This window comes from Nonomuraea sp. NPDC048892 (assembly GCF_040649735.1).
Taxonomy (GTDB): domain Bacteria; phylum Actinomycetota; class Actinomycetes; order Streptosporangiales; family Streptosporangiaceae; genus Nonomuraea; species Nonomuraea maheshkhaliensis.
The window spans coordinates 663,922-681,732 of record NZ_JBEZFZ010000002.1 but is presented as its reverse complement, the minus strand read 5'-3'; the positions used below and the strand labels follow the sequence as shown (position 1 = coordinate 681,732).

Below are 17,811 nucleotides of genomic sequence, written 5' to 3'. Positions count from 1 at the left end.
TCGCATGGTACGGCGGGCGCCGCCCCGGGCTCCGGCCAGGCCCGCCGGCCTGGCCGGGCCCGGCTCAGCAGCGGACGGCGGGACGGTCGCGGGTCACCAGATCGGTGGTCGCGTCGGTGCCGTCGAGCCAGGCGAGCCTGGTGCCCGTCCCGGCGGCGAAGTAGTCCTGCGCCCCGGCGTTGCAGGACACGCGCCGTGGCGTGCCGCCGGTGAGCGGGAGTTGGAGCACCTTGGGCAGGGTGGCGTTCTCCAGCGTGTCGCCGTCCGGCCAGACGCCGATCGAGATCGTGCTGTCGCCGGCGTCGAACCAGTTGAGGCTGGGCGCGGCCGGCCCGTCGGGCACGACGGCGGCGGTGCCGGTGCCGTCGTGGGCGGCCCGCATGACGGCGAAGCGCCCGTCGCGGTCGGTGTCGGCGGTCCAGACGACGTGGCGGTCCAGCAGGATCGGCATCACGCTGAACGACGGGCCGCCGGTGCCGGGCACCTCGGGGACGACGACCTGCGTGCCGGTGGCCAGGTCGTAGATCGCGGGCGTGCTGTGGAAGGCGCCGCCTTCGACCCATTCGCGCGTGTACGCGACCTTGCCGCCCCTGATCGAGGGCGTGTACCCGGAGACGCCCGCCTCGGCGGTGATCCGCACGGGGGCGGCCGTGCCGCGTTTGGCCCAGACCTCGACCTCTCCGTTCGCCGGGTCGAAGGCCTCCCAGGCGATGACGTCACCGGCGACCGCCAGCCCGTTCACCACGTCCGTCGTCTCCTGCACGACGCGCGCGGGCGCGCTGCCGTCGATCGGGCGGGCGCTGATCCGGAAGCTGGTCTGGGTGTCGTCGAAGGAGGCCCAGACGACCTGGGCGCCGTCGGTCTTGGGGAAGTAGTTCCACCGGTCGTCGGCGTGCAGGACCACCGGTTTGCCGCCGCGCAGGCGGCCGGTGAGTATCCGGCTGGGCGCGGTGGCGTCGGGTGAGGAGTTGGAGATCACGTAGCCGTCGCCGGCCACGTCGGGGATGGCGTTGAGGTCGGTGACGCCGTCGATGAGCACCCGGCTGTCGGTACGCAGGTGACGTTCCCAGCCGGGCTTGATGCCGTGCCGGTCGAAGGCGCGGGCGACGGTGAGCCGGTCGCGGGCCGGCCAGCCGAGCGCGCGTGCGGCCGACTCGACGGCGCGCCGGCCGTCCACGAAGTCGTCCAGCGGCGTCATGTACTCGGTCAGCGCCTTGTAGGCGAGCCTGTCGGCCCTGGGCCCGCCGAGCTGCTCCCTGACGTCCCAGAGGGCGCCGGAGAAGATGGTGGAGTTGAGGTGCACCCCGCCGTTGTCGAGCGCGACGGTGAGGCCCAGGTAGTCCTCGGCGGCCACGCGGGCGTCGTCGAGGTCGCGGCCCGCGCACTCGGCGGGCGGCAGGTTCTTGCACAGCCCCTCGCCGAGCAGGCTCGCGTCGGGGTCGCTCATCGGGATGCCGAGCGCGTCCACCTGGACGGCGTTGCCGAAGTAGTCGGCCAGGCCCTCGTTGATCGCGCCCGACTGACCCAGGTAGACCAGGTCGGCGCTGTGGGTGATGACGCCGTGGGTCATCTCGTGGCCGACCACGTCGAGGCTGGCGGCGAAGGAGTGGTAGTCGGTCCCGCCGCCGCCGTAGACCATCTTGGTGCCGTCCCAGAAGGCGTTGGTGAACGGCTGCCCGCCGATGGTGACGTTGACGACGGAGAACATGGTGCCGCCCTGGCCGTCGAGGCCGTCGCGGCCCAGCCCGCGGTAGAACTCGTACACCAGGCCCGCGCCGTGGTGGGCGTCCACGGCGCCCGTGTCGGTGTGCTCGGGTCCGAAGGCGGGGGCCGGCGACTGGGCGAGTTCGGTGCCGGGCGGGATGCCCGGGTTGAGGAAGTCCAGGACGTCGGCGCCGGCGGCGTCGTAGGTGAGGATCTCGCCGGTGGTGCCGTTCCACATCGGGCGGGCGCGGTCGCGCAGTTCGTACTTGCCGTCGGCGCGTTCGTAGGCGTTCAGGGTGACGTCGCGGCCGTGGGCGGTGCGCCCGGTGCCCTGGACCGGGCCCTCCATCCTGAGGCGGTCCACGGTGAACAGGGGGCGGCCCGAGTGGGCGTCCACGTACGCGTCGAGCAGCAGCGGCCGGCTCGCCGGCCCGGTGCTCCCGCGCGTCGAGGTCAGGACCACGTGCCAGGCGAGCACGCCCGTGCCGCGCGGCAGCACGACGAGCTCGCGGGCCGTGGCCGCCGGTCGCTCGCGGGCGGTGTAGCCGCGCGGCCGCAGGCCGGCGGCGATCTTCTCGGCGGTCTCCTCGGTCACCGTCGGGGTGGTGTCCACGGTGAGCTCGGTGAGGAAGCGCCCGCCCGCGCCGACGATCTCGCGCTGGGCACCGTCCTTACGGAGGTGGACGAGGTAATGGGCGCCGAAGACCGGCAGGCCGCGGTGGCGCTGGGCGAACCTGACCGTTTCGTCCGGGCCGTCCACGACGGTGCGGATCGGCTGGAGGTCGGCGGGGTCGAGGTGGTAGCGGGGGTCGGTCAGGTGCGCCTTGGCGGCGGCGACGGGGTCGGCCGCCCGCGCGGGCTCGGCCAGGCCGCTCACCTCGGCGGGCGCTTGGGTGCCCGTCCGGTGCTCGACCTCGGGCGGTGGGTCTTCGGCCGAAGCCACTCCTGGTACGGAGAGCGTCAGGCATAAGGCTGCGACGAGGGTGATGGGGCGCCAGGACACGACACCTCCAGGTGGTGTTGTAGGGACACAGGCGCCCTCGATCATGACTGTGTCATTGACTAATAGACAAATCACGATTTGATTTCATCTATTGGGAAATATGCATTTCTTGATGTCGAAATGCCGGCCGCCGCACGTTCCGCGGCCCACGGCACCGGCCCTCGTGCACTGTGGGCGCAGGAGGGCGGGCTTCCCGAGCGGTGCCGGGAACGGGGTCACAAGCGGTAGATGCGCCGGGCGTTGCCTGAGCCGATCATGTGGGCGACCCGGGCCGCGTCGGCCGTGCTCCACTCCCCCGAGGCGAGCCGGGTGGCGAGCGCCGCCGCCAGAGCGCGCCGGAAGGACAGGGCGCCGAGGTAGCCGCTCTCGGCCAGGCCGTGGCAGCCGGAGCTGAACAGCTGCTTGTGGAACGGCGCCAGCTCCAGCAGCTCGTCCATGACCCGGGCACCGGCGCCGAGGTGCGGCAGGGCGAGGCCGGCGTCCACGTACACGTGGGGGAACGCCCCGGCCAGATGGGCGGCCTGGCGGTGGAACGGGTAGGGGTGCAGCAGGATCATCGGCACCCCGAGCGGCTGCAGCGCGGCGGCGAACCGGCCGAGCCCGGCGGGGTCGGCCCGGCGATCGGCCCAAAGATTGACCCCATGATCGGCCCAGTGATCGGGCCGGTGATCGGGCCGGTGATCGGGCCGGTGATCGGGCCGGTGATCGGCGTGCAGGGTGCCGGGGGCGCCGTAGCCGGTGTGGAACTGCACGGGCAGGCCGCGTTCCCTGGCCACGTCGATCCCGCTCCAGAGCAGGTAGCCGAGCAGGACGGGGTCCGTCAGCGGCTCCTTGGGGTCGGCCAGGCGCCGGTTGGCCGCGGCGATGACCGCTCCCCTGGCGGGCCTGGCCGGGTCGAGGTCGAGGCCGCACAGGGGGCCGATGACGGTCTTGACGCCGACCGCCCTGGCGGCCCGGCCGGCCAGCTCCTCGCCCAGGGAGTCGAGGTAGTCGACGGCGATCTGCGCCGTCGCGGCGACGTCGCGTTCGATCTCCTCGATCCGGACGAGCTCGTCGGCGGCGGCCCCGCCGTGGCGGCCCATCTCGGCGGCGCTCAGCAGGTCGGCGTCCTCGCGGCCCGAGTCCACCAGGAACGCCACCACGCCGGCCCCGGCGAGCAGCCGCCGGTTGACCTCGCCCGCGCCCAGCTCGGCCCGGCGGGCCAGGTAGACGGCGGGCGGGGCGTGCGGCTCCAGGTCGAGCAGCGGCGCGCACCAGCGGCGCACGGCCGCGCCCGAGGCGGTGTCGAAGTGGGTGGTGCCGGGCGGCGCGGGCACACCGCCCGCGCTGATGAGCAGCTCGAACCCGGCCCGGCTCAGGTCGTCGCGGCGCACCCCGTGACAGTGGTGGTCGACGAGCGGGGCGAGCAGCGCGTCACGCACCGTGCCGGGCAGGTCTACGGGGAGCATGCGGAGACTCTAGGGGAGCTCCGCACGCTCCCGGGCACGTTTTACCTACCTGCGGGACAGTTACCCCTATCTGCGGGCCAGACGCAGCACGTTCGCGATGATCTTCGCGCCGGCGGAGCCCTCCTGGGTGAGGATCGATTCGGGGTGGAACTGCACGGCGAAGCGCCGCCGCGCGGGGTCCTCGATCGCCATCACGTTGCCGTCGGGCGTGAGCGCGGTCGGGGTGAAGCCGACCACGCCGGGGCGCTTGGCGTGCAGCGAGTGGTAGCGGGCGGCGGTGAACTCCTCGGGCAGCCCGTCGAGCAGCGCGCTGCCGCCCAGCCTGGTGACCTGCCCGCGCTTGCCGTGCTCGGGGTAGTCGAGCAGCTCCAGGGTGCCGCCGGCCTGCTCGACCATGGCCTGAAGGCCGAGGCAGACGCCGAAGACGGGCAGGTCGCGGGCGTAGACCTGGTCGAGCAGGGCCGACATGCCGAAGTCGGTGGGCCAGCCGGGGCCGGGCGAGAGCACCACCAGGTCGGGCGCGATGTCGTCGATCATGTGGACGGGGAAGCCGTGGCGCAGCGTCACCACGTCCGCGCCCTCCTGGCGGAAGTAGTCGGCCAGGGTGTTGACGAAGGAGTCCTCGTGGTCGACGAGCAGCACCTTCATGCCCAGGCCCGGCTGCTCCCTGGGCTCGGCCACCGGCGCCGCGCCGGGCTGGTTGACCGCGGCCAGGGCGCCGAGCAGGGCGCTGGCCTTGAGCTCGGTCTCGCGCTCCTCCGCCTCGGGGTCGGAGTCGAACAGCAACGTGGCCCCGGCCCTGACGGCCGCCACGCCGTGCTTGATCTGCGCGGTGCGCAGGGTGAGGCCGGTGTTCATGGAGCCGTCGAAGCCGATGAAGCCGATGGCGCCGCCGTACCAGCGGCGGGTGGTGGCCTCGTGGTCCTCGATGAACTGCATGGCCCACGTCTTGGGCGCGCCGGTGACCGTGACGGCCCACATGTGGGTGAGGAAGGCGTCGAGGGCGTCGAACTCGGGGCGCAGCCGGCCCTCGATGTGGTCGACGGTGTGGATGAGGCGGGAGTAGAGCTCGATCTGGCGGCGGCCGATGACCTTGACCGTGCCGGGGACGCAGATGCGCGACTTGTCGTTGCGGTCGACGTCGGTGCACATGGTCAGCTCCGACTCCTCCTTCACGCTGGACAGCAGCGTGCGGATGGCCTCGGCGTCCTCGACGGGGTTGCTGCCGCGGGCGATGGTGCCGGAGATCGGGCAGGTCTCGACCCGGTCGCCGCTGACCCGGACGTACATCTCGGGCGAGGCGCCGACCAGGTGCTCGCCCTCACCGAGGCTGATGATGAACTCGTACGGGGCGGGGTTGCTGGTGCGCAGGCCGCGGTAGAAGCCGGAGGGGTCGGTGCAGGTGGCGTGGAAGACCTGGCCGGGCACGACCTCGAACAGGTCGCCGCGCTTGAACTTCTCCTTGGCGGCGGCCACGACCTCGGCGTATTCGCCCTTCGGCGGGTTGGGCGGCACCTCGGCGGGCGTGACGGGCGGGGCGGTGTCGCCGGTGCGCTCCAGGCCGCGGGTGCTGGTGCCGTCGACGGTGAACTCGTAGCGGTGCTCGACGCTGGTCTCGCGCTGCCGGTCGATCACGACGAGGCGGTCGGGCAGGTGCAGCACGAGGTCGCGCTGGTCGTCGGGGCGGACGAGCTCCTGCCTGATGGGCTCGAACTGGAAGGCCAGGTCGTAACCGAAGGCGCCGTAGAGGCCGAGGTGCGGGTCGTCGCCCTTGAAGGCGGCGATGACCTCGCGGATGGCGGTGAAGACGGTGGGCCGGCGGCTGCGCATCTCCTCCGGCAGCAGGTCCTCGGACTCGGCCACGTAGACCTCGACGCGGTCGGCCGTCGGCTCGGTGACCGGCTTGCCCGCGGCCAGCAGGCAGGAGGCGACGGCGGGCAGCACGACCCGGCCGCGCTCGTTGAGCGCGGTGGCCGAGATCGTCCGGCCCTTGGCCACCAGCTCCAGGCACGGGTCGACGTAGCCGAAGGCCCATCGGCTGTAGCGGCCCGGGTAGTCCATGCCCGAGGAGAAGGCACCCCCGCGCCGTTCTGAGAGGGCTGTCACGATCTCTTCGAGGGCGGCCTCGTCCACCTGGCGTGTCTCGCGCTCGACACCGATGCCCCCGGCGGTGGTATATCCGCTCGTATCCACTTGCTGCCCCTTTACCACGTCAATGATCGAGCCCCGGGGGCGGACACGAGAAAGGCCGCCAACCGGGGCGGCCGTCCGTTGAGGAATGCGAAACACGCGCCGCCTAGGAGCGGCGCCACCACTGGAGCTGAGCGTGATTTCGCATGCTGCCAAGGGTAACCGCCCGACCATGATCGCGCAACGCGACCCGCGAAGCCGCTCCGGCTCATTAGACTGCTCGCAAACCGTCTCCAGGCCCGGCGCACGACACGATGGTGACCCGCGACGCATGAAGAGCACACACTCCGGCCCGGCGGGCGCCTCGCGCCCGGCCGGCCGGCCGCGCAGCCAGGAGGCCGACGTGGCCATCCTGTCGGCCGCGCTCGACCTGCTGATCGAGCAGGGCGCCCAGCAGACCAGCATCGAGCAGGTGGCCAGGCGGGCGGGGGTGACGCGGGCGACGGTCTACCGCAGGTTCGCCGGCAAGACGGAGCTGCTGGTACGGACGCTGGAGTGGGCCAACCACGACGACGACCCGGACTTCACCGGCTGGCGTGACCTTGAGCACATGTTCGGCGACTGGGCCGCCCACCTCGCACAGCCGCGCAACCGGCTGCTGCTGCGCCGCCTCTACGGCAGCCGCGACGACCACCCCGAGCTGATGACGGCCTACCGGCTGGTCAACGGCGGGCGGCGGGAGGCGCTGGTGCGGGCGGCGCTGACCGGGGCGCGCGAGGCGGGACGCCTGCCCGCGGAGGTGGACGTGGACGTGGTGCGGGAGCAGCTGAACGCGGCGGTGCTGTATCACGTGGGCACCCGCCCCGACGACCAGGAGCCGGGCCGGATCCTGGCCTACTTCATGGCGATCATGAAACAGTTCGGCCTCAGGCCCTGACCGCACTCGCGGGGACCGGCGCGTAATCCCTGGTCAGGGCCGTGCGGAAGCTGACGGCACGCGAGCTGACCAGATTACATTTCAGTCAGCAAAATAACGTTTCACGTCACCTCTTGCTTTCCGAACACGATCTCTTCACCCTTCTCGACAGAGGCGTGAAGATCACCTCTCGCCTTTTGTCATGAAGGAGAGACAGTGCACCACACCCCCCGTTGGCGGACGGTCCTGGTCGGGATCGTCACCGCCGCTGGTCTCTTAGCCCCGCAGGCCGCGGCGCACGCCGCGCCTGACCCGGGAAAGATCGACACGGCCGTCCAGGCCGAGCTCGCGCAGAACGACAAGGCCACCTTCTGGGTCCGGATGAAGGGGAGCGCCGATCTGAGCGGCGCCCGCCGGGCCGTCACGAAGGAGGCCAAGGCCGAGCTGGTCTTCGACGTCAAGAGCGCCCGCGCGAAGTCCTCGCAGAAGGAGCTGCGCGAGCTGCTCGACTCGCACCACGCCGAGTACACCCCCTTCTGGATCGTCAACGCCGTCAAAGTGACCGCGAGCGAGAAGCTCGCCGCCGAGATCGCGAGCCTGCCCGAGGTCGACCGCATCGACCCGATCCGCACGGTCTCCCTGCCCAAGCCGATCACCGGCAAGGCCGAGCCCCAGGTACGCGCCTCCACCGCGTCGAAGGGCGTGCAGGCGGTCGAGTGGAACATCGACCGCGTGAACGCGCCCCGCGTCTGGGACGAGCTGGGCAACCGCGGTGAGGGCATCGTCGTCGCCCACATCGACTCCGGCGCCCAGTTCGACCACCCCGAGCTGGCCGAGAGCTACCGGGGCAGGAACCAGGACGGCACCTACACCCACGACTACAACTGGTTCGACCCGGCCCGGGTCTGCCCGAGCACGGCGCCGTGCGACAACAACGGCCACGGCACGCACACCATGGGCACGATGGTCGGCAAGAACGGCATCGGTGTGGCCCCCGGCGCGAAGTGGATCGCCGCGAAGGGCTGCGAACTCAACACCTGCTCCGACGCCTCCCTGCTGGCGGCCGGCCAGTGGATGGTGCGGCCCACCGACCTCAACGGCCAGAACCCGCGCCCTGACCTGGCGCCGGACATCGTCAACAACTCCTGGGGCGGCGACGGCTTCGACCCGTTCTACAAGGAAGTCGTGGACTCCTGGCTGGCGGCCGGCATCTTCCCGGCCTTCTCCAACGGCAACGAGGGCCCGTCCTGCCGCAGCAGCGGCTCGCCCGGCCAGTACGTGACCGCGTACAGCGCCGGCGGCTTCGACATCGACGACAACCTGTACGCCAGAAGCAGCAAGGGCGAGGGCGAGAACGGCGAGATCAAGCCGAACATCGCCGCCCCCGGCGTCAACGTGCGCTCCTCGACGCCCGGCAACGAGTACGCCAGCTTCACCGGCACCTCGATGGCCTCACCGCACGTGGCGGCCACGGTGGCGCTGATCTGGTCGGCGGCCCCGGGCCTGACGGGCAACATCCCGGCCACGCGGGCGCTGCTGGACGGCTCGGCCACGGACGTCTCCGACACCAGCTGCGGCGGCACCGCGACCGACAACAACGTCTGGGGCGAGGGCAGGCTCGACACCTACGCCGCCGTGAAGGCCGCGCCCGAGGAGGGGCTGGGCAGCCTGTCCGGCACGGTCACCGCGGGCGGAACGCCCGTGCCCGGCGTCACGCTGAACCTCACCGGCCCGCTGGCCCGCACGGTGAGCACGGGCGCGGACGGCACGTACACCATCCCCCGCCTGCTGCCCGGCGACTACCGGCTGAGCGCGGAGAAGTTCGGCTACGGGAGCGCCGAGGTGGACGTCACGATCGTGGCCGAGCAGGCCGCGACCGCCGACGTGACCATGTCCGTGCTGCCGGCGGGCAACGTGTCCGGCACGGTGACCACGGCCGGCGCCCCCGAGGCCGGCGCGACGGTGGCCGCCACGGGCACGCCGGAGCGCGCGGTGACCGACGCGGAAGGGCGCTACCGCCTGACGCTGCCGCAGGGCTCGTACGAGCTGGTCGTCACGCCCGCCTCCCGCTGCTCCAGCGGCGCGACCGCGTCGGTCACGGTGGACGGCGACGTGGTCAAGGACATCGAGCTGCCGCTGCGCGGCGACAACTTCGGCTACACCTGCGCGAGCGGCGCGCAGCCGTACGTCGCGGGCACGGAGAAGCTGGCGCTGACCGGCGACGACGTCGCCCAGCAGGTGACGCTGCCGTTCCAGGTGCCGTTCTACGGGACGGGCCAGGGCAGCGCGTCGATCAGCTCGAACGGTTTCGTCACGTTCGGGACCGGCGGGACCACCTCCGCCAGCAACAGCCAGCTCCCGACGACGAACGCGCCGAACAACGGGATCTACCCGTTCTGGGATGACTTCGTGGTGGACGACCAGGGCGGCGTCTACACGGCGGTGACGGGCACGGCGCCGCGCCGCACGTTCGTGATCGAGTGGCGCAACGTCGCCTTCTTCGGCGCGCTCACGACGCGGGTGTCGTTCTCGGCGCTGCTCGGTGAGGACGGCTCCGTCGCGTTCCGGTACAAGGACATCGACACCGGGCGCGACCAGGGCGGCTCCGGCACGATCGGCATCGAGAACGCGGCCGGCACCGACGGCCTGATGTACTCCTTCAACGAGGCCGTCCTGTCGACCGGGCAGGGCCTGACGTTCACCGCGAGCAGGCACGGCCTGGTCACGGGCACGGTCACCGACGCCAACGACGGCGACCCGATCTCCGGGGCGACGGTGAAGGTGGGCGACGTGGCCGAGTTCACGACCGGCGCGGACGGCACGTTCAGCGGGCAGGTGCTGGCCGGCGACTACGAGGTCGTGGTGTCCAAGGAGCACTACGGCACCTTCACCCAGTCCGTCACGATCGCGCCGACGGCCGTCACCCGGATCGACACGGCGCTGGTCACCGGGCAGGTGAGCGCGTCGGTGGCGGAGCTGACCGTGGTGATGCCGGCCGGGGCGAGCCGGACGCGGTCGCTGGAGCTGACGAACCTGGGCTCGCCGACGCCGTACACGGTGACGGGCGAGTCCTGGTTCACGGTGACGCCGGCGGCCGGTGAGCTGGCCAAGGGCAAGAAGGTGAGCCTGAAGGTGACGGTGTCGAGCGCCGGTGTGACGCCGGGCACGTTCCGCGAGGGCAAGCTGCTCATCAAGTCCACCAGCGGGCGGCAGCCCACGATCGAGGTCAAGGTCACGGTCGTGGTGCCGAAGCACCAGGTGGCCATCGACACCGGCGCCACGCGGAACTTCGTGGACGCGGCCGGTGACACCTGGACGCCGGACCGGAAGTACACCCAGGGCGGCTACGGCTACCTGACCAACCAGAACCGTACGGCGAGCACGTCCAGGACCATCGCCGGCACGCCCGACCAGGCACTCTTTAGGACGGCCAGGGAGTCGATGCTCGAATACCGCTTCGACAGCGTCCCGGCCGGGACGTACACCGTCGAGCTGGACTTCGCCGACGTGAAGAACACGCAGATGGGCAGGCGGGTCTTCGACGTGCTGGTCGAGGGGCAGCTGGCGATCCCGGCGCTGGACCTGGCGCTGGAGGCGGGCACGTACACGGCGGTGAGCAGGCAGTACACGGTCAGGGTGACCGACGGCCAGCTCAACGTGCGCTTCGCGACCCGGCAGGGCGCGACGATCGTGAACGGGCTGCGCATCTCGGAGCGTCCTGACCGGACCGCCCCGTAGGCACGCTGGAACACGGATTGACCGACCGGGCCTGTTCCGCCGTACGGCGGGGCGGGCCCGCGGCCTGCCGGGGCTCATAAGCGGCCTCGCTCTATACGCGAGCCTCGCCGCATTCGGGGGCCCCCGGTATACCGCTCGCCCGGCGGCATATGTTACTGGTTGGTACATGAGACGCGTGCGAATCCAGCGCGATCTTCCCGTGCCGATGCCCGACGGCGTGACGCTGCTGGCCGACCACTACATTCCCCCTGGAGGCGGGCGGGCTCCCGTCGTCCTCATGCGCTCGCCGTACGGCCGCCGCGGTCTGTTCGGCCTCTACTACGGGCGCGGCTTCGCCCGGCAGGGTTTCCACGTCGTCATCCAGAGCTGCAGGGGCGGCTTCGGGTCCGGCGGCTCACTCGACCCCCTCGGCGACGAGCACGACGACGGGCTGGCCACCGTGGCCTGGCTGCGCGAGCAGTCCTGGTACGGCGGCTCGTTCGCCATGTTCGGCCCGTCCTACCTGGGCTACACGCAGTGGGCCATCGCGCCCTACGCCGGGCCCGAGCTCAAGGCGATGGCCGTGCAGATCACCGCCTCCCAGTTCAGGGACGCGGCGTACGTGGGCGGGGCCTTCGCGCTGGAGTCGGCGCTGAGCTGGACCACGCTCACCGACGCCATGTCCCGCCGCTTCGGCGGCACCGCGGCGCTGACCGCGCCCCGGCTCACCCGCAGGGCGGTCCTGTCGGGGCGGCCCGTGGCGGAGCTGGACCTGGTCTCGGCGGGGCGGACGCTGCCGTTCTTCCAGGACCTGCTCGCCCACCACGCCGACCCGGCCGTCCCCTACTGGGACAAACGCGACTTCTCCCCGAAGGTGGGCGAGGTGGAGGCCGCCGTCAACATGCTCGGCGGCTGGTACGACGTGTTCCTGCCGTGGCAGCTGAAGGACTACGCGGCGCTGCGCGCGGCGGGCCGGCGGCCGTACCTGACGATCGGCCCCTGGTACCACATCGACAGCCGGCACGGCCGGCCCACCATGGCCGAGGCGTCGGCCTGGTTCCGCGCGCACCTGCTCGGCGACCGGTCTCAGCTGCGCGCCGATCCGGTACGCCTGTACGTGACGGGCGCCGGGGAGTGGCGCGACTACCCCGACTGGCCGGTGCCCGGGATGCTGGAGCAGCGCTGGCACCTGCGGCCCGAATTCGGGCTCGGGCCCGAGGCGCCGGCCCGGTCGGAGCCCGACCGCTTCCGCTACCACCCGTCACACCCGACGCCGGTGATCGGCGGGCCGGTGCTGCTGGGCGACTCCAGGCCGCGTGACCAGCGGCGGCTGGAGCGGCGCCGCGACGTGCTGGTCTACAGCTCGGACCGGCTGGCGGCGGACACCGAGATGATCGGGCCGGTGCGTGCCGAGCTGTTCGTGCGGTCCAGCACGCCGTACGTGGACGTGGTGGTGCGGGTGTGCGACGTGCGTCCGGACGGACGGTCGTACAACGTGTGCGAGGGCGTGCGGCGGCTGGGACCCGGTGATGGCGAGCCCCGAGACGGTGCGCCCCGGGATGGTGGGCGCGGCTATCGTGGGGACGTGCGCCGGGTTGACGTTGACATGTGGCCGATCGCGCACCGGTTCCGGCGCGGCCACCGGATCAGGGTGCACGTCGCGGCGGGAGCGTACCCGACGATCGCCCGCAATCCCGGCACCGGCGATCCGCTCGGCGCGAACGGGGCGATGGTGCCCGCCGACGTCGAGGTGTTCCACTCCCCCGACCGGCCCTCCGCCGTGGTGCTGCCGCTGTGCGCGCCTCAAGGCTGATGTCGCTGGTCCTGCTGCTGCAGGGCCGGGGCGGGATGACGGCGGCGGAGCTGGCCAGAGAGCTGGAGGTCTCCGAGCGCACGGTCCACCGCGACGTACTGGCGCTGTCGGAGGCGGGTGTGCCGGTCTACGCAGACCGAGGGCGCGGCGGCGGCTACCGGCTGCTGGACGGCTACCGCACCCGGCTGACCGGGCTCGACCGGGCCGAGGCTGAGGCGCTGTTCCTGTCGGGGGTGCCCAGCGCGCTGCGCGAGATGGGGCTGCAGGAGGTGGCGGCCACGGCCAGGCTGAAGGCCGCCGCCGCGCTCTCCCCCGCGCTGCGTGACGCGCCCGCGACCGCGGCCCAGCGCTTCCACTTGGACGCGCCCGGCTGGTTCGCCGGCTCCGATCCGCCCCCGGCCGCCCTGGCGCCGCTGGCCAGGGCGGTGTGGAGCGACCGGCGGGTCTCGGCGCTCTACCGGGAGCGGCCGCGCGTGCTCGAACCGTACGGGCTGGTGCTCAAGGCGGGGGTCTGGTACCTGGCCGCCCGGCTCAAGGCGCGGACGCTGATCTTCCGGGTGCACCGGTTCGGCGAGATCACGGTGCTGGACGAGACGTTCGACCGCGATCCCGACTTCGACCTGGCCGCGTTCTGGGCCGAGCAGGCGGCCGAATTCGGCCGGTCGCTGCTGCGCGAGGTGATCACGCTGCGGCTCAGCGAGCGGGGAGTGCGGATGTTGCGCCACGTCGCCGACCCCGCCGCGCTGGAGGACGCGCTGGCCTCGCTGGAGCCCGACGGGACCGTGCGGCTGGGGGTGGAGTCGCTGCCGGTGGCGTTCTCGCAGGTGCTGCGGTTCGGGCCGGAGGCGGAGGTGCTCGGTCCGCCGCGGCTGCGGGCGATGCTGGCCGAGGCCGCCGCCCGCATGGCCGAGCTCTACCGATAAGCCTTCCAGGCGTCGCCGTCCGCCTCCTTGCCCGCACCTTCCTGACCCGCACCTTCCTGACCCGCACCTTCCTGACCCGCACCTTCCTGGCCCGCGCCGTTCTGGTCCGCGCCGTTCTGGTCCGCAGCGGGCTCCTTCGCCTGCGCCTCCCGTACCTCCGTGATGTAGCTCCAGACGCGCGGCCGGCTGCCGTCCACGTCCGTCAGCTCGTACGCGACGGCCAGGTCCTCGCTGCTGACCGACCGGCCCGACCAGTGCAGCCGGTCCGGGTCCTGGGCGACGGCGGCCACGCCCCTGCCGACGTAGGCGGGGGTTTCGGAGACCATCCAGGCGCTGTCCACCTTCGCCTCGCGCCAGTTGTCCTCGGTGACCCCGAAGCCTTCCAGCATGGCCTCGGACCGCAGGAAGCCCGGCGTCACGGCCAGCGCCGTGCCCCCGTACGGGCGCAGCTCGTTCGACCAGGCGAAGGCCATCCGGTTCACCGACATCTTGGCCAGGTCGTAGTAGACGTTCTCGCGGTAGCGGGTCTCGTTGAACGCCCAGGTGCCGTCGGTGACCTCCACGACCAGGCCGCCCGGCTCCTTGATCACCAGCGGCAGCAGGTGCCTGGCGCTGATGATGTGGGTGTCGATGGCCAGCCTGAGCAGCCGCAGGCCGTTGTCCAGGTCGTGCTTCCAGACCGGGGTGTCCCACTCCCAGAGGCCGTCGCCGCCCCACACGTCGTTGATCAGCACGTCGAGCCGTCCTTGCTCCCGCTCGACGCGCGCGGCCAGATCCTGGGCTTGGGCCGGGTCCAGGAAGTCGCAGCGTACGGGGATGCCGGTGCCTCCCGCCGCCGTGACCAGCTCGGCCGTCTCCTCGATGGTCTCCGGCCGGTTCATCTCCGAGCGCTGCTCGCGCGTGCTCCTGCCCGCGCAGTACACCGTCGCGCCGGCCGCCCCCAGGGCCACCGCGATGCCTCGTCCCGTTCCGCGGGTCGCGCCCGCCACCAAAGCGATCATGTACACGATCGTGCCGTGAAAAGCCGACATCTCATGTCATGTTTTCCGGCACGACCCTGTGATAAGCAAGGAGTTACCATGAACGGCGAATTCGAGCTCCGCGGGGTCAACCACGTCGCGCTGGTCTGCTCGGACATGAAGCGGACCGTCGACTTCTACTCCGGCGTGCTGGGCATGCCGCTGATCAAGACCATCGAGCTGCCCATGGGCTGGGGGCAGCACTTCTTCTTCGACTGCGGGGGCGGCAACGCGCTGGCCTTCTTCTGGTTCCCCGACGCGCCCGACGGCGTGCCGGGCGTGTCCGCGCCGAAGAACCTGCCCGATCGCGGCGAGCTGCTGTCGGCCGTGGGCTCGATGAACCACATCGCCTTCGACGTGCCGCCTGAGCGGATCGAGGAGTACCGCGACCGGCTCGTCGCCAAGGGCATCGACGTCGGCGTGCTGCTCAACCACGACGACAGCGAGTTCGGCGTGGCGCCTGAGATGCACGACGGTGTCTTCGTCCGGTCGATCTACTTCAAGGATCCGGACGGGGTGCTGGTCGAGTTCGCCGCCTGGACGCGTAAGGTCGGCGAGCCGGGCGACGTCAGGCACGAGCCCAGGACCGCCGCCGACCGGACGGTGTGACCGTTCGGTGTGACCGTTCGCCGCAGGGCGGACCGTCCGACCGTTCGCCGCACACCGGCGACCACTCGTCGACAGGGACTGACGATCGCGGCGCGATCGTGCCTAAGGTTTCAGCGGTGTGGCCGCGTGCCCGGATCTTGACGGTCAAGATTTGATCCCGGCATTTAGGCCAAACCGTAATACGGCAGACATTGGGTTTAATACCGCCGTAAAGTTACTCTCCCTCCATTGACGAGTTGTCAAGAGCCGGTCATCAACGGCTCCTGATCCATTCATCGGAGGGTCGATGACTACCGGGGAACCCGGGCAGCCACGCACAGACCGCAGCCCATGGAACTGGCTGCTGGTCCTGCCTATCGTGCTGCCGCTGCTGACGTTCCTGTTCAACGCCGACGAGCCCCGCCTGTTCGGCTTCCCGCTCTTCTACTGGCTGCAGATCGCCTTCATCGTGGTGGGCGTCGTGTCCACGACCATCGTCTACCGGATGACCAAATGAGCGCGCACACGACCGAGCTGGTCGTCTTCATCGTGCTGTTCCTCATCGTCAGCGGCATGGGCTTCGTGGCCGCGCGCTGGCGCCGGCCGAGCGACCTGGCCAGCCTGAACGAGTGGGGCCTGGGCGGTCGCAGCTTCGGCTCCTGGATCACCTGGTTCCTCATCGGCGGCGACCTCTACACCGCCTACACGTTCGTGGCGGTGCCCGCGCTGGTGTTCAGCGCCGGCGCACTCGGCTTCTACGCGCTGCCGTACACCGTGGTGGTCTATCCGCTGGTGTTCCTGGTGCTGGCGCGGATGTGGTCGGTCTCGCATGTGCACGGCTTCGTCACGCCGGCCGACTTCGTCCGGGCCCGGTTCGGGTCGCCGACGCTGGCCCTGGCCGTCGCGATCACCGGCCTGGTGGCCACGATGCCGTACATCGCGCTGCAGCTCGTCGGCATCGAGGCGGTGCTCAAGGCGATGGGCATCACCGGGCACCTGCCGATCATCATCGCGTTCGCGATCCTGGCCGCGTACACCTACCAGTCCGGCCTGCGCGCGCCCGCGCTCATCGCGTTCGTCAAGGACGCGCTGATCTACATCGTGATCCTGGCGGCGGTCATCTACATCCCGGCGCGGCTGGGCGGCTGGGACTCGATCTTCGACGCGGCCAAGGCCAAGTTCGCCGCCTCGCCGGCGCCCGGTGACGGCATCACACTGAACGCCGCCAACCAGCTCCAGTACATCACCCTGGCCTTCGGCTCGGCGCTGGCGCTGTTCCTCTACCCGCACAGCCTCACCGGCGTGCTCGCCTCCAAGAACCGCAACGTGATCAAGCGGAACATGTCGGCGCTGCCCGCCTACAGCCTCGTGCTGGGCCTGATCGCGCTGCTCGGCTTCATGGCCATCGCGGCCGGCGTCAAGCCCATCACCGCCGACGGCAAGGCCGACACGAACACGATCGTGCCGGTGCTGTTCGACCAGATGTTCCCCGACTGGTTCACCGGCGTGGCCTACGCCGCCATCGGCATCGGCGCGCTCGTCCCCGCGGCGATCATGTCGATCGCGGCGGCGAACCTGTTCACCCGCAACATCTACCGCGAGTACATCAACAAGAACGCCACCGACGCGCAGGAGGCCAACGTCTCCAAGATCGCGTCGCTGCTGGTCAAGGTGGGCGCGGTGCTGTGCATCCTGCTGCTCGACCCGCAGTTCTCGATCGACCTGCAGCTCATCGGCGGCGTGGTCATCCTGCAGACGCTGCCGTCGGTGGCGCTGGGCCTGTACACGCGCTGGTTCCACAAGGGCGGCCTGATCGCGGGCTGGGCGGCCGGCCTGGCGGCGGGCATGTGGATGCTCTACCTCATCCCCAACCCGGCCAACGGCAAGCAGCACTTCGGCGGCTCGGCGTTCGGGCTGTCGAACCTGGGCTTCGACACCAAGATGACGATCTACGCCGGGTTCCTGGCGCTGGGCGTCAACCTCCTGGTGGCGGCGCTGGGGACGCTGATCTTCCGGGCGGCCAAGGTCGCGGACGGCAAGGACGCGACCGCGCAGGACGACTACTTCGCCGACGAGGGCGACCCCAAGGTCAAGGACCTGGACCTGACCGGCTCCCACTGACCTCTCCGCACCGCGCACGGCCCGCTCTTCCCGCACGGGGAGCGGGCCGTGTGCCTGTTCACGTGGCCGGGTAGCCGGGGTTGGCCACCTCCAGTTTCGCGCGTACCGCCTGCTCCAGGACGGACAGGAGGGCGGAGTCGTCGGGGACGCGGCCCTCGCGGACGGCCGCGGCCAGCTCGGCGTCGTCCGCCATGCCCAGCGCGGCCAGGCTCGCGGCGTGCCGCTCGGCCTGGGCGGGGCCGAGCTCGATCTCCCGCTCGACCATGCCGAGCACGTTGATCGCCACGCGGGTGTGGTAGCGGGTCCTGCCGTCCACGGCCGGCAGCACGTCGGTCTCCAGGAAGTCGCGTACGGCGGCCACCAGCTCGGCCGCGCCGGGCACGTCGTGCGGTTCTGTACGGGTCACACCGTCCTCCTTAGCAGAGTAGG

At 71.3% G+C, this 17,811-nt stretch carries 12 protein-coding genes; 7 read left to right on the top strand and 5 right to left on the bottom strand.

Annotation, left to right across the window (positions count from 1 at the left end; translation table 11 throughout):
- Positions 1-64: 64 nt before the first annotated feature.
- The 3 genes from AB0C28_RS08430 to AB0C28_RS08420 all read right to left on the bottom strand — a co-directional run bounded on the left by AB0C28_RS08430 (position 65) and on the right by AB0C28_RS08420 (position 6,348).
- A complete protein-coding gene (locus AB0C28_RS08430) occupies positions 65-2,707 on the bottom strand; it encodes a M4 family metallopeptidase (protein WP_358073464.1) in 2,643 nt (880 codons plus the stop codon).
- 215 nt (positions 2,708-2,922) lie between these two features.
- Entirely contained in the window at positions 2,923-4,155 is a 1,233-nt protein-coding gene (locus AB0C28_RS08425) for an amidohydrolase (protein WP_358073463.1), read from the bottom strand.
- A 66-nt stretch (positions 4,156-4,221) separates the two neighbouring features.
- Entirely contained in the window at positions 4,222-6,348 is a 2,127-nt protein-coding gene (locus AB0C28_RS08420; protein ID WP_358073462.1) for an anthranilate synthase component I, read from the bottom strand.
- 268 nt (positions 6,349-6,616) lie between these two features.
- Here AB0C28_RS08420 and AB0C28_RS08415 point away from each other — a divergent pair, with 268 nt between their 5' ends.
- The 4 genes from AB0C28_RS08415 to AB0C28_RS08400 all read left to right on the top strand — a co-directional run bounded on the left by AB0C28_RS08415 (position 6,617) and on the right by AB0C28_RS08400 (position 13,654).
- Positions 6,617-7,222 carry a TetR/AcrR family transcriptional regulator gene (locus AB0C28_RS08415; protein ID WP_357842331.1) on the top strand — a complete coding sequence of 202 codons (606 nt, stop codon included), beginning with the start codon at positions 6,617-6,619 and terminating at the stop codon, positions 7,220-7,222.
- A gap of 195 nt (positions 7,223-7,417) precedes the next feature.
- Entirely contained in the window at positions 7,418-10,939 is a 3,522-nt protein-coding gene (locus AB0C28_RS08410; protein ID WP_358073461.1) for a S8 family serine peptidase, read from the top strand.
- A 166-nt stretch (positions 10,940-11,105) separates the two neighbouring features.
- Positions 11,106-12,731, top strand: a complete 1,626-nt coding sequence (locus AB0C28_RS08405; RefSeq protein WP_358073460.1) for a CocE/NonD family hydrolase — start codon at positions 11,106-11,108, stop codon at positions 12,729-12,731.
- Positions 12,713-13,654 (top strand): WYL domain-containing protein, encoded by a 942-nt coding sequence (locus tag AB0C28_RS08400; protein ID WP_357842322.1) that lies wholly within the window; start codon positions 12,713-12,715, stop codon positions 13,652-13,654. The genes AB0C28_RS08405 and AB0C28_RS08400 overlap by 19 nt, the downstream gene beginning before the upstream one ends.
- On the opposite strand, the gene AB0C28_RS08395 is transcribed toward AB0C28_RS08400, so the two are convergent.
- Positions 13,645-14,655 (bottom strand): SDR family oxidoreductase, encoded by a 1,011-nt coding sequence (locus tag AB0C28_RS08395; RefSeq protein ID WP_358073459.1) that lies wholly within the window; start codon positions 14,653-14,655, stop codon positions 13,645-13,647. The genes AB0C28_RS08400 and AB0C28_RS08395 overlap by 10 nt on opposite strands.
- A gap of 78 nt (positions 14,656-14,733) precedes the next feature.
- Here AB0C28_RS08395 and AB0C28_RS08390 point away from each other — a divergent pair, with 78 nt between their 5' ends.
- From AB0C28_RS08390 to mctP, 3 genes are all read left to right on the top strand, one after another.
- Positions 14,734-15,282 (top strand): VOC family protein, encoded by a 549-nt coding sequence (locus tag AB0C28_RS08390; RefSeq protein ID WP_346113453.1) that lies wholly within the window; start codon positions 14,734-14,736, stop codon positions 15,280-15,282.
- Between the two features lie 286 nt (positions 15,283-15,568).
- The gene (locus tag AB0C28_RS08385) at positions 15,569-15,778 is read left to right on the top strand and encodes a DUF3311 domain-containing protein (RefSeq protein WP_106237561.1); all 210 of its coding nucleotides are present in this window, start codon (positions 15,569-15,571) and stop codon (positions 15,776-15,778) included.
- A complete protein-coding gene (gene mctP, locus AB0C28_RS08380; protein ID WP_358073458.1) occupies positions 15,775-17,382 on the top strand; it encodes a monocarboxylate uptake permease MctP in 1,608 nt (535 codons plus the stop codon). The genes AB0C28_RS08385 and mctP overlap by 4 nt, the downstream gene beginning before the upstream one ends.
- A gap of 58 nt (positions 17,383-17,440) precedes the next feature.
- On the opposite strand, the gene AB0C28_RS08375 is transcribed toward mctP, so the two are convergent.
- Entirely contained in the window at positions 17,441-17,788 is a 348-nt protein-coding gene (locus tag AB0C28_RS08375) for a DUF6285 domain-containing protein (protein ID WP_358073457.1), read from the bottom strand.
- Positions 17,789-17,811 lie beyond the last annotated feature (23 nt).

Coding starts and splice junctions, on each gene's coding strand:
- AB0C28_RS08425 (WP_358073463.1), bottom strand. CDS start 4,155: ATGCTCCCCGTAGACCTGCCCGGCACGGTGCGTGACGCGCTGCTCGCC.
- AB0C28_RS08415 (WP_357842331.1), top strand. CDS start 6,617: ATGAAGAGCACACACTCCGGCCCGGCGGGCGCCTCGCGCCCGGCCGGC.
- AB0C28_RS08405 (WP_358073460.1), top strand. CDS start 11,106: ATGAGACGCGTGCGAATCCAGCGCGATCTTCCCGTGCCGATGCCCGAC.
- AB0C28_RS08395 (WP_358073459.1), bottom strand. CDS start 14,655: ATGATCGCTTTGGTGGCGGGCGCGACCCGCGGAACGGGACGAGGCATC.
- AB0C28_RS08390 (WP_346113453.1), top strand. CDS start 14,734: ATGAACGGCGAATTCGAGCTCCGCGGGGTCAACCACGTCGCGCTGGTC.
- AB0C28_RS08385 (WP_106237561.1), top strand. CDS start 15,569: ATGACTACCGGGGAACCCGGGCAGCCACGCACAGACCGCAGCCCATGG.
- mctP (WP_358073458.1), top strand. CDS start 15,775: ATGAGCGCGCACACGACCGAGCTGGTCGTCTTCATCGTGCTGTTCCTC.